This is a genomic window from Salipiger abyssi (genome assembly GCF_001975705.1).
Lineage (GTDB): Bacteria > Pseudomonadota > Alphaproteobacteria > Rhodobacterales > Rhodobacteraceae > Salipiger > Salipiger abyssi.
On the sequence record NZ_CP015093.1, the window covers coordinates 754,385 to 768,972 of the forward strand.

Annotated in this window: 15 protein-coding genes; 6 read left to right on the top strand and 9 right to left on the bottom strand. The window is 67.5% G+C overall.

Annotated features, from left to right (window positions below; genetic code table 11):
* The first annotated feature begins 58 nt into the window (after positions 1-58).
* The 3 genes from Ga0080574_RS07215 to Ga0080574_RS07225 all read left to right on the top strand — a co-directional run bounded on the left by Ga0080574_RS07215 (position 59) and on the right by Ga0080574_RS07225 (position 1,659).
* Positions 59-403, top strand: a complete 345-nt coding sequence (locus Ga0080574_RS07215) for a YbaB/EbfC family nucleoid-associated protein (protein WP_076696521.1) — start codon at positions 59-61, stop codon at positions 401-403.
* A gap of 116 nt (positions 404-519) precedes the next feature.
* Positions 520-1,113 (top strand): recombination mediator RecR, encoded by a 594-nt coding sequence (gene recR / locus Ga0080574_RS07220; RefSeq protein WP_076696523.1) that lies wholly within the window; start codon positions 520-522, stop codon positions 1,111-1,113.
* Between the two features lie 96 nt (positions 1,114-1,209).
* Complete coding sequence (locus Ga0080574_RS07225; protein WP_076696525.1) at positions 1,210-1,659, top strand: Dps family protein; 450 nt, start codon at positions 1,210-1,212, stop codon at positions 1,657-1,659.
* Positions 1,660-1,751: 92 nt separating this feature from the next.
* Here the strand turns inward: Ga0080574_RS07225 and Ga0080574_RS07230 are convergent, their stop codons facing one another.
* Positions 1,752-2,528, bottom strand: a complete 777-nt coding sequence (locus tag Ga0080574_RS07230) for a DUF1013 domain-containing protein (RefSeq protein ID WP_076696527.1) — start codon at positions 2,526-2,528, stop codon at positions 1,752-1,754.
* 142 nt (positions 2,529-2,670) lie between these two features.
* Here Ga0080574_RS07230 and Ga0080574_RS07235 point away from each other — a divergent pair, with 142 nt between their 5' ends.
* Entirely contained in the window at positions 2,671-3,294 is a 624-nt protein-coding gene (locus Ga0080574_RS07235; protein WP_076696529.1) for a ribonuclease T2 family protein, read from the top strand.
* A gap of 300 nt (positions 3,295-3,594) precedes the next feature.
* Here the strand turns inward: Ga0080574_RS07235 and Ga0080574_RS07240 are convergent, their stop codons facing one another.
* The gene (locus Ga0080574_RS07240; RefSeq protein WP_076696531.1) at positions 3,595-4,239 is read right to left on the bottom strand and encodes a sulfotransferase family 2 domain-containing protein; all 645 of its coding nucleotides are present in this window, start codon (positions 4,237-4,239) and stop codon (positions 3,595-3,597) included.
* 110 nt (positions 4,240-4,349) lie between these two features.
* Here Ga0080574_RS07240 and Ga0080574_RS07245 point away from each other — a divergent pair, with 110 nt between their 5' ends.
* Positions 4,350-5,975, top strand: coding sequence for an AMP-binding protein (locus Ga0080574_RS07245; protein ID WP_076696533.1), 1,626 nt, complete (start codon positions 4,350-4,352; stop codon positions 5,973-5,975).
* A gap of 9 nt (positions 5,976-5,984) precedes the next feature.
* Here Ga0080574_RS07245 and Ga0080574_RS07250 read toward each other — a convergent pair whose 3' ends face one another.
* Positions 5,985-7,073: an Acg family FMN-binding oxidoreductase gene (locus tag Ga0080574_RS07250; RefSeq protein WP_076696536.1), complete on the bottom strand. Its 1,089-nt coding sequence runs from the start codon at positions 7,071-7,073 to the stop codon at positions 5,985-5,987.
* Positions 7,074-7,243: 170 nt separating this feature from the next.
* On the opposite strand from Ga0080574_RS07250, the gene Ga0080574_RS07255 reads away from it, so the two are divergent.
* Complete coding sequence (locus Ga0080574_RS07255) at positions 7,244-8,269, top strand: hypothetical protein (RefSeq protein WP_076696538.1); 1,026 nt, start codon at positions 7,244-7,246, stop codon at positions 8,267-8,269.
* A gap of 69 nt (positions 8,270-8,338) precedes the next feature.
* Here Ga0080574_RS07255 and Ga0080574_RS07260 read toward each other — a convergent pair whose 3' ends face one another.
* From Ga0080574_RS07260 to Ga0080574_RS07285, 6 genes are all read right to left on the bottom strand, one after another.
* Positions 8,339-9,688, bottom strand: a complete 1,350-nt coding sequence (locus Ga0080574_RS07260; protein ID WP_076696540.1) for an SPOR domain-containing protein — start codon at positions 9,686-9,688, stop codon at positions 8,339-8,341.
* Positions 9,689-9,754: 66 nt separating this feature from the next.
* The gene (gene upp, locus Ga0080574_RS07265; RefSeq protein WP_076696542.1) at positions 9,755-10,387 is read right to left on the bottom strand and encodes a uracil phosphoribosyltransferase; all 633 of its coding nucleotides are present in this window, start codon (positions 10,385-10,387) and stop codon (positions 9,755-9,757) included.
* Between the two features lie 150 nt (positions 10,388-10,537).
* A complete protein-coding gene (locus tag Ga0080574_RS07270) occupies positions 10,538-11,536 on the bottom strand; it encodes an adenosine deaminase (protein WP_076696545.1) in 999 nt (332 codons plus the stop codon).
* A gap of 11 nt (positions 11,537-11,547) precedes the next feature.
* Positions 11,548-12,753, bottom strand: coding sequence for a phosphopentomutase (locus Ga0080574_RS07275; RefSeq protein ID WP_076696547.1), 1,206 nt, complete (start codon positions 12,751-12,753; stop codon positions 11,548-11,550).
* Positions 12,750-14,039, bottom strand: coding sequence for a thymidine phosphorylase (locus tag Ga0080574_RS07280; protein ID WP_198039832.1), 1,290 nt, complete (start codon positions 14,037-14,039; stop codon positions 12,750-12,752). The genes Ga0080574_RS07275 and Ga0080574_RS07280 overlap by 4 nt, the downstream gene beginning before the upstream one ends.
* Positions 14,039-14,431, bottom strand: coding sequence for a cytidine deaminase (locus Ga0080574_RS07285; protein WP_076696551.1), 393 nt, complete (start codon positions 14,429-14,431; stop codon positions 14,039-14,041). Before Ga0080574_RS07285 ends, Ga0080574_RS07280 begins: the two co-directional genes overlap by 1 nt.
* Between the last annotated feature and the right edge of the window lie 157 nt (positions 14,432-14,588).

The window sequence follows — 14,588 nt, forward strand, 5'->3', positions numbered from 1 at the left end:
TATACTGACGGGAACGCCAGGGCCGCGATCCCCGCGCCCGCAACGCAGGAGAGACGACATGCTGAAAGGTTTGGGCGGTCTTGGCGACATGGCCAAGATGATGAAGACCGCGCAGGAGATGCAGGGCAAGATGGCCCAGCTTCAGGAAGACCTGCAATCCATGGAAGTGACCGGCGAATCCGGCGCAGGTCTGGTCAAGGCCACCGCCTCGGCCAAGGGCGAGCTGCGCGGGCTCGATATCGACCCGTCGATCTTCAATTCCGACGACAAGGAAGTGGTCGAGGATCTGATCCTCGCCGCGATCAAGGACGCCCAGGCCAAGGCGCAGGAGCGCTCCGAGGAAGAAATGCGCAAGCTGACCGAGGCGATGGGCCTGCCCGCCGACATGAAGCTGCCGTTCTGAGGCGACGGTCCGGAGCCTGTCGCTTCGGACAACCGCCGAGGCCCCGGGTCGCGCCCGGGACGCGATACACCCCGCCCCGGCCTTGCGCCGGGGCCTCTTGCCAAAGGGCAGACCGCTTGCCGGATCGCACCGAAATCGACGCGCTGATCGAGCTGATGGCCCGGCTTCCGGGCCTCGGGCCGCGCTCTGCCCGGCGTGCGGTGCTGCATCTCATCCGCAAGCGCGCGCTGCTTCTGCAACCGCTGGCCGACGCCATGCAGGCGGTGGCCAGCACGGCACGCGAATGCCTCAACTGCGGCAATGTCGGTACCGCCGATATCTGCCCGATCTGCGCCGATGAGAAACGCGGCAACGGTCAGCTCTGCGTGGTCGAGGATGTCGCCGATCTCTGGGCGATGGAGCGCTCGGGCGTCTTCAAGGGCCGTTACCATGTGCTGGGCGGCACGCTCTCTGCCCTCGATTCCGTCGGCCCCGAAGAGCTGCGCATTCCGCAGATGGTGACCCGCATCGACGCCGAATCCGTCACCGAGGTCATCCTCGCGCTGAACGCCACGGTCGACGGCCAGACCACCGCGCATTACATCGCCGACCAGCTCGAGCACCGGGTGGCGCTAAGCTCGTTGGCGCAGGGCGTGCCCATCGGCGGCGAGCTCGACTATCTCGATGACGGCACCATCACCGCCGCGCTCAACGCCCGCAAACGGCTCTGACCGCGCGCGTCGGCGTCGCCGGCTTGACCTGCGTCATGGCGGTAGGACCGGACACATGCAAGTATCGGCATGAGATTTTCCACAAGGAGAACAGCCATGCTCGACAATACGAATCGCCTCTGTGTCGATGCCATCGCCCGCGCCCTGGCCGACACGCATATGCTCTACATGAAAGCGCATAACTTCCACTGGAATGTCGAAGGCCCGCAATTCCAGGCCCTGCACGCCATGTTCGAAGAGCAATATACCGATCTGGCCGAGGCCTCCGACGAGCTGGCCGAACGCATCCGTGCATTGGGGGCCTACGCGCCCGGCACCTCTGCCGAGTTCGCGAAACTGGCCACCGTGCGCGAAACCGAAGGCCGGCTCTCCGCCACCGAGATGCTGAGCGAAACGGTGAAGGATTACGAGACCGTCGCCGAAACCCTGCGCGCCGGAATCGCTCAGGCCGATGACGCCGGCGACGATGTCACCGCCGGCATGCTCACCGACCGGCTGGAATGGCACGACAAGGCCGCCTGGATGATGCGCGCAATGCTGGCCTGAACCGCGACGCCCGCCGGCATATGGCAGGACAACAAAAAACGGCCCGGAGAGACATCTCCGGGCCGTTTGTACGTCTGGCGATGACGATTGCGTCAGCGGCGCGGATCGTCGCTGTCTTCGTCCTCGTCGTCGTCATCGCCGCCCGAGGGCAGGTTGAAGAAGCTGTCGGCATCCGAGAAATCGCTCGGCCCCTTGTTCTCTTCCTCGTCGTCCTCGCCGCGCGGATCGGAGAGCGAGAAGGTCTCCAGCCCCTCGATGGCCGAGGGCAGGCGCGGCTCGGGCTCCATGCCAAGGCTCTGCTCGGTCGAGACCAGCTTGCGGCGCTCGTCGTCGGTCATCACCTCGTCGAGTTTCTTGGCCGCCTTGGCCACCGCCGCGTCAAGCTCGGTCTGACGGCAGAGCCCCAGCGCCACCGGGTCGATGGGCTGCATGTTCTGGATGTTCCAGTGGGTGCGCTCGCGGATCGACTGGATGGTGGGCTTGGTGGTGCCCACCAGTTTCGAGATCTGCCCGTCGCTGAGCTCGGGGTGGAACTTCACCAGCCACAGGATCGCGTTCGGACGGTCCTGACGCTTCGACAGCGGCGTGTAGCGCGGGCCGCGGCGCTTGTCCTCGTCGACAGCGGCGGCGTTGTATTTCAGCTTGAGCTTGTGCAGCGGGTTCTTTTCTGCCTTGTCGATCTCGGACTGCTCGATCTGGTTGTTGCCCACGGGGTCGAACCCCTTCACCCCGGCAGCCACGTCACCGTCGGCGATGCCCTGGATTTCCAGCTCGTGCATGCCGGTGAAATCGGCGATCTGCTTGAAGGTCAGCGTGGTGTTGTCGACCAGCCAGACGGCGGTCGCCTTGGGGTGCAGCAGTTTGGCCATCGTTCCATCTCCTTGCAATGCGTCCTCCCCGCCCCCAAGCCATTTTCTGGCCGGGAGGTCCCGGATTTGATCCGGGACGGGCTACCGTTGTCGGGGAACTTGGCCGCTATATAGTGGTGACAAACCCAAGAGGGAAGAGAAAATGCGCTGGTTTCTGCTGCTGCTCGTCTCCGCCACCCTGGCCCGCGCCGAGGGCGAGACGGCGGGGAGGTTCGATTATTACGTGATGTCGCTGAGCTGGTCGCCAAGCTGGTGCGCGCTCGAAGGCGATGCGCGCCGCTCGCCGCAATGCGAGGAGGATCACGGCTGGATCCTGCACGGGCTCTGGCCGCAATACCATCGCGGCTACCCCTCCTATTGCCCGAGCTCGCAGCGCGCGCCCAGCCGGGCGATGACGGCAGAGATGGCCGATATCATGGGCACGGCGGGGCTCGCCTGGCATCAGTGGAAAAAGCACGGCAGTTGTTCGGGGCTGAGCGCCGAGACCTATTTCGCCCTCTCACGCCGCGCCTATGAGACCGTGACCCGCCCCGCCGCCTTCCGCAAGCTGGAAAGCCCGGTGAGCCTGCCGGCGGCGCTGGTGGAGGAGGCCTTTCTCAAGGCCAATCCGGGGCTGGAGCCGGATATGCTGACGATCACCTGCAAGGCCGGCCGCATCCAGGAGGCGCGGCTCTGCCTCTCGACATCGCTCGAGCCGGTGCCCTGCGGGCAGGACGTGGTGCAGGACTGCACCCTGCGCGACGCACTGCTCGACCCGGTGCGCTGACGGCACGGGCGGCTTTCGAGGGGCCAGCCCCTCGGACTCCCCGGGATATTTTGGGCCAATGGAAACATGAGATCCGGGAAAGAAACCGAATATTAAGGTTAACCGGCGATACCGGTCATGCGGTACAGGCGGGGACGCCGATGACCGCGCCAGTGGAAGCCCAGCGCTTCTGGCAGCCCGCCTCCACGCAAGGCGGGCTGCCTTCCCTCTTCCGGCTCTTCCATTGGCTGCAAATATCCCCGCCGGAGGCAGACCGCCCTGCCCGCCCGCGCAACGCCCGCAGCGCCGGGCGCGACGCTTTCAGAACGCATAGCCGAACCGGGCGATATCCTCGGCGCAAAAAGCCCCAACCAACGCCGCCGTCGCCTCGGTATAATAGCCCCGGTAATCCTCCGCCCGCGCCGAGGCGTTCTCGCGTCCAACCTCCGGGCGAAAGCCCAGATGCGCCTCCAGCGGCGCCAGATCCGCCTCCAGATGCTCGAGCCGCAGATAGAGATCCGCGCGCTCCCGCCCTGTCACATCACGCATGTAGCTGGCATAGGGGGCCGCGCTCAGGCTCGCGGCGATCTGCGGATGCGCGAGAAACCCGGCGAAATCAAGCGCCTGCGCCAGCCGCACCGCCGTGTGCTCGAAACGCTGCGTTTGCAGCCAGTGGTAATAGCTCACCATCCTGTCCCACGGGTTGCGCACCAGCGTGAAGGTGAACAGGGCGCCGATCTCCCCGGGGCTCAGCACCCCGTCGATATCCGCCAGTGTCGAATGTTTCCACAGCCGTCCGCGGGCGGAAAGCCGCGTCACCCGCCCCCGCCGCCTGCGCGCTTTCGGCGTATCGCCGATCAGGATATCGTCGCGATGCGCCCGCGCCTCCAGCGCCGCTGCCATCGAGGTGCCGCCGGTCTTGGGGATATGCACAAAGATATAGCGGCGGCCCGGAGAGATGATCATGGGCGCCAGAATAACCCTACGTTTCGAAGACGAAAATCCCCGATTCGGGGCTTTTCCACATCGCCACGACTGCGCATAGTCCGGGGCACGAGCTATCGAGGGAGGACGCCATGGGCTGGCTTGCCAATGAAACCGGACTGGGAAAATGCACGGCGAATTTCGTGCCGCTCACTCCGCTCTCCTTCCTGATCCGCGCCAGACAGGTCTATCCCGACCACATGGCGGTGGTCTACGGGCCGCACCGCAAGACCTATGCCGAGTATTACGAGCGCGTCACCCGGCTCGCCTCCGCGCTGACGAAAATCGGCATCGCCCCCGGCGATGTGGTGGCCACCATCCTGCCCAACATCCCCGCCCAGGCCGAGGCGCATTTCGGCGTGCCCGCCTGCGGCGCGGTGCTGAACACGATCAACACCCGGCTCGATATCGACACCATCGCCTATATCCTCGATCACGGCGAGGCCAAGGTGGTGCTCTGCGATCCGCAGTTCATCCCGCATCTGGCCGAGGCCATCGAGATGATGGAGACCGAGGCGCCCACGGTGATCGAGGTCGCCGACCCGCATGGCGGCGCGCCGCATCTGGGCGAATATCAGGAATACGAGGACTTCCTCGCCACCGGCGATCCCGATTTCGCCTGGATCCTACCCGAGGACGAATGGGAGAGCCTCGCGCTCAACTACACCTCCGGCACCACCGGGCGGCCCAAGGGCGTGGTCTATCACCATCGCGGCGCCTATCTCAACGCCATGGGCCAGGTGCTGAGCTGGCGCATCACGCTGCATCCGGTCTACCTGACCATCGTGCCGCTCTTTCACTGCAACGGCTGGTGCCACACCTGGATGATGCCCGCCGTGGGCGGCACCGTCGTGTGCTGCCGCGACATCGCCGCACATAATATCTACGACGCCATCGCCGACGAGGGCGTCACCCATTTCGGCGGCGCGCCCATCGTGCTGAACATGATCGTCAACGCCAAGGCAGAGGAGAAGCGCGCCTTCGATCATGTGGTCGAAGTCTTCACCGCCGGCGCGCCCCCTGCCCCCGCCACGCTCGCCAAGATCGAGACCATGGGCTTCAACGTCACCCAGGTCTACGGGCTGACCGAGACCTACGGGCCGGATGTGGAATGCGCCTGGCAGGGGAGCTGGGATCACATGCAGGGCGGTGACCGCGCCGCGATGAAGGCACGCCAGGGCGTCGGCATGCCCTTCATGCAGCATGTCACCGTCATGGACGAGCAGATGAACATCGTCGCCATGGACGGCGAGACCAAGGGCGAGATCATGCATCGCGGCAACGGCGTGATGAAGGGCTATCTCAAGGCGCCCAAGGCCACGCGCGAGGCCTTCGAGGGCGGCTATTTCCATTCCGGCGACATCGCCGTGCTGCATCCCGACAGCTATCTCCAGATCGCCGACCGGGCGAAGGACATCATCATCTCCGGCGGCGAGAACATCTCCTCGGTCGAGGTGGAAAACACGCTGATGGCGCATGAATCGGTGCTGCTCTGCGCCGTGGTGGCCAAGCCGGACGAGAAATGGGGCGAGGTGCCCTGCGCCTTTGTCGAGCTGAAGCCGGGCCACGAGGCCAGCGAGGCGGAGCTCATCGCCTTTTCCCGCGAGCGGCTGGCGGGGTTCAAGACCCCCAAGAAAGTGGTGTTCGAGGAGCTGCCCAAGACCTCCACCGGCAAGATCCAGAAATTCCAGCTTCGGGCGCGTGCCAAGGATCTCTGAGCACCCGCCTCAGACGAGAACGGACGCCACGGGCCGGCGCGGCGAGAAGGGCAGCGTCGGCCCGTAGCCAAAGCGCATGACGAGATCCGGGCGCTGGCCGGCGACACCGGCAATCCCCGCGAGTTCGGGGCGTAGTGCTGCGACCTCCACCGGCTGGTTGACATAAGAGCAGCGCATGCCGCGCGCCGTCAGCGCCAGCGCAAAGCGCAGCGACGCCCGGCCTACGGCGATCCAGTGCGCCTTGTCCTCACGCGCGCCGGTGAACACCGCGACGCCCGCCGAACTGTCGAGCTGACGGGCGTATTTCGCGCGTTCGGTCTCCGCCTTGAAGAACAGGTCGTAGGCCAGCCCGCCGAGCGGCTCCGGCAGCACCGGGTTGCCGCTACAGGCCGAGAACAGCCCGTCCCCGCGCGCCATCGCCTCGGCAGGGCTGAAGCGCAGCCAGTGTTTCAGCTCGGCCATGAAGGCCGGATCTGCCATTTGCCTGTCGTTCCCGGCGAGGACCAGATCACGCACCGCGCCAATCCGCGCGCGGTCGGTGTGCAGCGACAGATGCACCCCCGGCACCCGCGCCGCGGCCTCCAGCGCCGTCAGATCCGCCGCCGAAGCGACGCGTCCGTCGAAGGGCGCCCGGGTCGACTGCCGCTGCGGAATGGCCGCAAAGAGATCATCCGGACGGGCCGGCCCTTCCGCATAGAGATAACGCGGCGCGCCGGTCTCCGCGTCTTCCACGGAACCGGGCCAGCCCGTCGCCGTCGCGGCGATGTGCAGCACCTCGAGCGCCGATCCGAGGCTGACATAGAGATGGTGATCGTCGGGATCGACCGCAGGCGTGGCACGGGACAGGTCCGGCTCGATACCGATCTCGCCGTTGCCGATGCGGAAACGCCAGGGCTGCGTGTTGTGGCCGTTGGGCGCGAGCGTCGCATAGCGCAGGAGCGCCACCGCCTCCGGCCTCTGCGCCAGCGTCTCGCGCAGTGCCGCGCTGTAACGCGCATATTCTCCCATGGAGCCGGTCCACGCACGCCATCCCGCGACACCTGCCGCACCGGCGGCAGCCAGCCCCGCCGCGCCCAGAACAAACCTCCGCCTATTCATTTTCGCCTCCAGCCGCCGATCCGCGTGTGAGCGTAACGCCGCGCCCGCGACAGCGGTATGACGCATATCAAGGGCTCCACATCGGCCCGGCAGCCGCGAAATCAGCCACGCATTGCCCATGGCCGCGCGCCCATGCTACGTTGCACCGAAACGAGGCAGAGCAGCCCGCCATGACGGCACTCAAACAATATGAACGGCTGGAAGCCTCGGGCCTGTGGCGGCCCGAACCCGGCGCGCAGCGCCGGGAGGTGATCGTGTCGCTGGGCGACGCCTCGCTGACCATTTCCGAATTCTCCGGACGGGCGCTGGCGCACTGGTCCCTGCCCGCCGTGCGGCGCGCCAACAAGGGCCAGCGCCCGGCGATCTATCACCCCGACGGCGACCCCGGCGAGACGCTGGAACTCGCCGAGGACGAGACCACGATGATCGAGGCGATCGAGCGGCTGCTGCGCGCCATCGACCGCCGCCGCCCGCGCCCCGGCAAGCTGCGGCTCTACCTGATCGGAGGCGTCGCCACGGTGCTGCTGGCGGGCGCGCTGTTCTGGCTGCCCGGCGCGCTGCTCAAGCATACCGAGCGCGTCGTGCCCACGGTCAAGCGCGAGGAGATCGGCACGGCGCTGCTGGCCCGGATCACCCGCGTCGCCGGTCAGCCCTGCATGACCGAGGAAGCACGCCAGCCGCTGCGCCACCTGGCGCTGCGGATGCTGGGCGAGACCCGGCAGGACGATCTGGTTGTCTTGCCCGGTGGCGTGCGCGAGACGGCGCATCTGCCCGGCGGGTTGATCCTGATGAATCGCGCGCTGATCGAGGATCACGAAGACCCCGATATCGCGGCGGGCTATATCCTTGCCGAGGCGCTGCGCGCGCGCCGCGCGGATCCGCTGGCAGACCTGCTGGAACATGCGGGGCTGTGGTCGTCGCTGCGGCTGCTGACCACCGGCAGCCTGCCCGACGGTGCGCTGGATTCCTATGCCGAGACGCTGCTCACCCGCGACGCGGCGCCGCTGCCCACCGATGCGCTGCTGCGCGCCTTCGGCACCGCACAACTGCGCAGCTCGCCCTATGCCTTTGCCCGCGACATGACCGGGGAAAGCACGCTCGCGCTCATCGAGGCCGATCCCTATGCCGGCGAGGGCAGCCGGCTGGTGCTCTCCGACGCCGACTGGGTACGGCTACAGAGCATCTGCGGCGGCTGAGCCCGGAAACGGAAAACCCCCGCCACGTCTCCGCGGCGGGGGCCTGAGCTCAATCCGACAGCGCAGAATTCAGCGCGTATAGGCCTGCACGTACCCCGTCGCATGCACCCGGCTCAGCGCTGCATTCAGTGCCGACGCGCTGCGATAGGGGCCGACCACGACACGGCGCTGCTGCGGTGCATCGCCGCCCGCGCGGGCATAGCGCACCGGCAGGCCGGCGCCCTGCAAACGGCTTGCTGCGGCAGCCGCCTTGGCTTTGGTGGTGAAGAGGCCGATCTCCACATAGCGCGCTGCGCCGCCGGGCGCTGCGGTGCCGGAGGGCGCCGAGCGGGTCGAGATCACCGGGTTGCGCGTCGCGCGCTCCTGCGCCGGGCTGCGCCCGGTGGACGAGACCACCGGCGCGGTGACAGGTGCATCGGCCCGGTAAAGCACAACCGGCTCACGCGCCGGAATCCGACGTGCATAGGGCAGGTTCTGCCGTGGCACCGTGTTGGTCCAGCGCTTCTGCGTCGCATAGAACCCGTCCACCGTCTGCCAGGCGCGGTAGGGGTTCAGCCGGTCGTCCTCCCAGGCCGGGCGATAGCCCGCAGGCACCACCGGCGGCACCTCGGAGCGGCTTTCCCAGACCTGATCGGGCACGATCCGCGTGCCCGGTCGGCCCGCCAGGGCGACCGGGTCGTCCGAAGCCGTGCCAAGACGGCTGTCATCCCAGCTGCCGCGTCCGTTGCCGTAGTTGTAATAGACGTTCTTGCCCGCGCCGGGCGCCTCGCCACGGCGGATCTCGGTTACGAAGGGGCTAGATTGCGGGCCGCAGCGCACCTGCATGCCATCGCGCATAACCGTGCCTGTGTACCCGGTCGGACACCCCCGCCCCGGCGCAACCTTGACCACGCGCTGCGGTTGCGGTGCCCGCGCTGCGGGTTTCGGCACGGTCTTGACCACGGTTTTCGGCGGCGGTGCCGACGGCGGCTTGGAGGCCGGCGCCTTGACGACGCGGCGCTTGACCGCCGGTTTCGGCGCGGGCTTGGAGGCCACGGTTTCGATGGGTTTCGCGCTGCGGCTCACACGGGTCGGCGCGGGGGCCGGGCTCGGCTTCGCCGCCGGTTTCGGCGCGGGCCGAGCGGCGGGTTTCGGAGCAGGCGCCGCAGCGGTCCGCGTTGCCGATTTCCCGAAGGTCGGCGCATAGCCGCAAACCTGATCGCGGTCGCGGGTCACCCGGGGCACCCAGATCACCGCGCCGTCGAACCCGGCGCGCACGAACACGCAGCCCTGACTGTCGACATATTGCTTGCCGGAATAGCTCGACGGCGGCAGCTCCGCCGGCGTGTCGATGGTGGTGATGCCCTGCGCCAGCGAGGGTGCCGCGCCGATGCTCGGAGCCGCGGCCAAGGCAAGGATCGCCAGTGTTTTCAATCGCATGTCTGCCCCCAGATAAATGCGGCCAGCATGCAATATCCGCTTGATGCTGTAAAGCGTACGCACGGCTTATTTTGTGCCGAACATCCGGTCACCCGCATCCCCTAGTCCCGGAACGATATAACCCTTTTCGTTCAAGTGGCTATCGAGCGAGGCTGTGACGATGGGCACATCCGGGTGCGCCTCCTTCATCCGCGCCACGCCTTCCGGCGCCGCCAACAGGCAGAGAAAGCGGATATCCCTGGCGCCGGCCTCTTTCATCAGGTCGATGGCGGCGGCAGAGGAATTGCCCGTAGCCAACATCGGATCGACCACGATCACCGTACGGTCCTGCAAATTCTTCGGCACCTTGAAGTAATACTGCACCGGCTTCAGAGTCTCCTCGTCGCGATAGAGCCCGACAAAGCCCACCCGCGCCGCCGGCACCAGCTCCAGAATCCCGTCGAGCAGACCGTTGCCGGCGCGCAGGATCGACACCAGCACCAGCTTCTTGCCCTCGATCACCGGCGCCTCCATCTCGCAGAGCGGCGTCTCGATCTTTTTGCTGGTCACCGGCAGCTCGTGGGTGACCTCATAGGCGAGCAGCAGGCTGATCTCGCGCAGGAGCTGGCGGAAGGACGCGGTCGAAGTGTCCCTTTCGCGCATCAGGGTCAGCTTGTGCTGCACCAGCGGGTGATCGACGACGGTGAGATGCTGTTTCATGCGCGGGCGCTCCTTTTCGCGTATCGCCTTTTCCAATAACGACGGCGCCCTTTTCCCGCAACGCCGGGGACGCATGCGAAACTGAAACCGCCGCACGCCGGCCCGTAGGGTGGGCAATTCTGGCCCACCGCCCGCCGTGCCAGCCGCCGCTCAGCCCAGCCGCTTGAGCAGTGCCGCGCGGGTCTCCTCGTCGCAGAACGCGGCCTCGGCGGACGTGCGGGCGATCTCGGCAAAGACCTCCTCGTCCCAGCCAAAGACCCGCGCCAGCGCCTCGTATTCATCGGCCATGCTGGTGTGAAAGAACGGCGGATCGTCGGTCGAGACGGTCACCTTCACGCCGCGTTCGCGCAGTTTCTCAATCGGATGCGCCGAGAGCTTCGGGTAAACCCCGAGCGTCACGTTGGAACCCGGGCAAACCTCTAGGACAATCCCGTTCTCCACGATCTTATCCACAAGCGCCAGATCCTCGATGGATCGCACCCCGTGGCCGATGCGCGCAACCCTCAAATCGTCAATCGCTTCGGCCACTTCGCGCGGCCCGCGCCATTCCCCGGCATGGCAGGTGAGCTTCAGCCCCGCCTCGCGCGCCATGTCGAAGCTGTAGGCGAAATCCCTCGGGCTGCCCCGGTTCTCGTCGCCGGCCATGCCAAAACCCACCAGCCAGTCGCCCGCCGTCTCGGCGGCGCAGAGCGCGGCACGCTTGGCCTTTTCCGGGCCGAAATGCCGGATGCAGGTGACGATGCCGCGCAGGGTGATGCCTATATCGCGCTCCGCCGCCTCCGCCGCCTCGCGCATCGCGTGCAGATAATCCCGCCAGGCGCCGAGATCGCCGCCACCGCAGAAATCCGGCGACAGGAAGGTTTCCGAATAGAGCACACCGTTTGCGGCGCTTTCCTCAAGCACGGCGGTGACGAGGCGCGCGTAATCCTCGGGGCTTTTCAGAACCGATGTCGCGGCCTCGTAAACCTCAAGAAAATGCCCGAAATCCGTGTAGGCATAGCTGCCGTTGCCGGCAAAGATCCCGTCGAGCCGCACCGATTTCTCCTGCGCCAGCCCCCGGATGAAGGCCGGCGGCGCGGCGCCCTCCAGATGCAGGTGCAGCTCGACCTTGGGCAGCGCGCGGATCGCCGCCAGACGCTCTTCGTCCATCACAAAACCTCTCACAGAAAACTCCTCCCGGCGCCACGCGCCGCAACCCCGAGATGCGCCGCGACGCTGGCGGCAACATCGGCAAATCCCACCTGCCCGGCGCAGCCCGCGCCCTTTCCGGCCACCAGCACCGGCACCCGCTCGCGGGTGTGATCGGTGCCCCGCCATGTGGGGTCGTTGCCGTGATCGGCGGTGATCAGCAACATGTCGTCTTTGCGCAAGCGCGGCAGCAGCCGGCCAAGCTCGGCATCGAACCATTCCAACGCACGGGCATAGCCCGAGACATTTCGCCTGTGCCCGTAAAGGCTGTCGAACTCGACGAAATTCGCGAAGGTCAGCGAACCGTCCCCGGAGTTATCCACAAGGTCTCCGAGATGGCTCATCAGCGTGGCATCGTCGCCTTTGTGCAAGGCGTCGATCCCCTCCATCGAGAAGATATCGCCGATCTTGCCGACCGCATGCACCGTCCCGCCGGCCTCCTGCACCCAGTTGGTCAGCACCGGCTCGGGCGGGCGGATGGCATAGTCGTGGCGATTGGCGGTGCGGGTGAAGTGGCCCTCTTGCCCGACGAAAGGCCGCGCGATCACCCGCCCCACCTTCCTCTTATGCAGCAGCGGTGCGATGGTCTCGCAAAGCGACAGCAGCCGGTCGAGGCCGAAGCTTTCCTCATGCGCCGCGATCTGGAACACGCTGTCGGCGGAGGTGTAGCAGATCGGCCAGCCCGTGCGCAGATGCTCTGCCCCGAAGCGTTCCAGCATCACCGTGCCGGAGCCGTGGCAATTGGCCAGCGTCCCCTCGGTGCCAGCGATCTCGCAAACCTTCGCCATGAGATCCGCCGGAAAGGCCGGCTGGGTATCGGGGAAATAATGCCAGTCCCACGGCACCGGCAGCCCGGCCAGCTCCCAATGGCCCGAGGGCGTGTCCTTGCCCTTCGACCGCTCCGTCGCGGCGCCCCAGAGCCCGCGCGGCGCGGCCCCCAGCCCCGGCGGCAGCGTGCCGCTGGCCAGCTCCACCGCCCGGCCCAGGCCCAAAGCGTCGAGATTGGGCAGGTGCAGCTTCCCGCTGCGCCCGTCCTCGGCCTCGCCACGCGCGCAGGCCTCGGCGATGTGCAGCACGGTGTTGGCGCCGGTATCGGGATGGCCGTCGTTGAAATACGACCCGGCATCCGGTGCGCCGCCAATGCCCACCGAATCCATCACCACCAGAAAGGCTCTCATCCGACGCGCTCCCGGACCAGCGGCCCGGCCTCGGCGGGATCGCCCAGCGCGATGGCATTCTGCACCACGCGGATCGCCTCCTCGGCCTGATCCTCGCGCGCCGCGTGGATCCGCGCCAGCGGCGCCCCCTGCTCGACGCGCGCGCCCAGCCGCACCACATCCGAGAGCCCCACCGCCGGGTCGATCCGGTCGGTCTCGACCGTGCGCCCGCCGCCGAGCCGCACCACCGCAAGGCCCAGCGCCTCGCCGTCGATCGAGGCGACATGGCCGGACACAGGCGCCGGGATCTCGCGGATCACCGTCGCCTCGGGCAGGTAACGGCCCCAGTCCTCGACAAAATTCATCGGCCCGCCCAGCCCGTAGACCATGCGCCCCATGCGCTCGGCGGCGGCCCCGCCATCGAGCGCCGCGCGCAGCTTCGCCTCCGGATCGGCGATCCCCGCCCCCTCCAGCAGCGCCGCACCCAGCGCCAGCGTCAGCTCGTAGAGCGGCCCCTGCTCGCGCCCGGTCAGCACGCGCATCGCCGCGTCCACCTCCAGCGTATTGCCCAGCGCCGCGGCAATCGGCTGGTTCATATCGGTGACAAAGGCGGTGGTCGGGCAGCCGGCAGCGTTGGCGGTGGACACCAGCGCCTGCGCCAGCGCGCGCGCCTCTTCGTCGGTCTTCATGAAGGCGCCGGAGCCGACTTTCACATCCAGAACCAGCCCCTCCAGCCCCGCCGCCAATTTCTTCGACAGGATCGAGGAGGTGATGAGATCGAGGCTTTCCACCGTCGCCGTCACGTCGCGCACCGCATAGAGCCTGCGGTCGGCGGGGGCGATCTCGGCGCTGGCCGAGACGATGGCGCATCCGGCCTCGCGCACCACCTGGCGAAAGCGCGCCTCGTCGGGCGCCACCGCATAGCCCGGGATCGCGTCGAGCTTGTCGAGCGTGCCGCCGGTATGGCCCAGGCCCCGCCCCGAGATCATCGGCACATAGACGCCGCAGGCCGCCAGCGCCGGCGCCAGCACCAGCGAGACGCAATCGCCGACCCCGCCGGTGGAATGCTTGTCGACCACCGGCCCGTCGAGATCCCAGCGCATCACATGGCCCGAATCGCGCATCGCCAGCGTCAGCGCCACGCGATTCTCCTCGCTGAGCCCGCGCAGGCAGATCCCCATGGCAAAGGCCCCGGCCTGCGCCGCGCTGACCGAGCCGTCCGCCAGCCCGCTGGCGAACCAGCGCAGCCCTTCTGCCGTCGGTTCCTCTCCGCGCCGCAGCGCCGCGATCACCGCCCTCGCCTCCATCATGCGCGCTCCATATGCCCCGGATCGAAGGCGCCGGGCAGCAGTTCGGCCACCGTCGTGACCAGCTCGGCCCCGTCCACTGTGGCCAGCGTCACCTTTGCCTCCGAACGCGCGAATTCCGCCAGCTTTTGCCGGCAACCACCGCAGGGCGGCACCGGATGGGCGCTGTCGGCGATCACATAGGCCTCGGCGATCTCGGTCTCGCCGGCGGCGACCATGGCGGCGATGGCGCCGGCCTCGGCGCAGGTGCCTTCGGGATAGGCCACGTTCTCGACATTGCAGCCGACATAGACCGCGCCCGAGGGCGTGCGCAGCGCCGCCCCCACCTTGAAGCGCGAATAGGGCACATAGGCGTTCTCGCGCACCGCCCTCGCGGCTTTCTCAAGATCCATCGCTCTGCCTCCTGAACCGGAACCGGGCCTCATGTTTGCGAGGCCCACGCCCTGATTGCAAGGCCGCATTCCCCTGCCCGCACGGCAGGAGCGAGGCGCCGCCCCCGCCCCTTCATCTTTCTTCAAATACTCCCAAAAACACCGTGCCGCCCGCCCG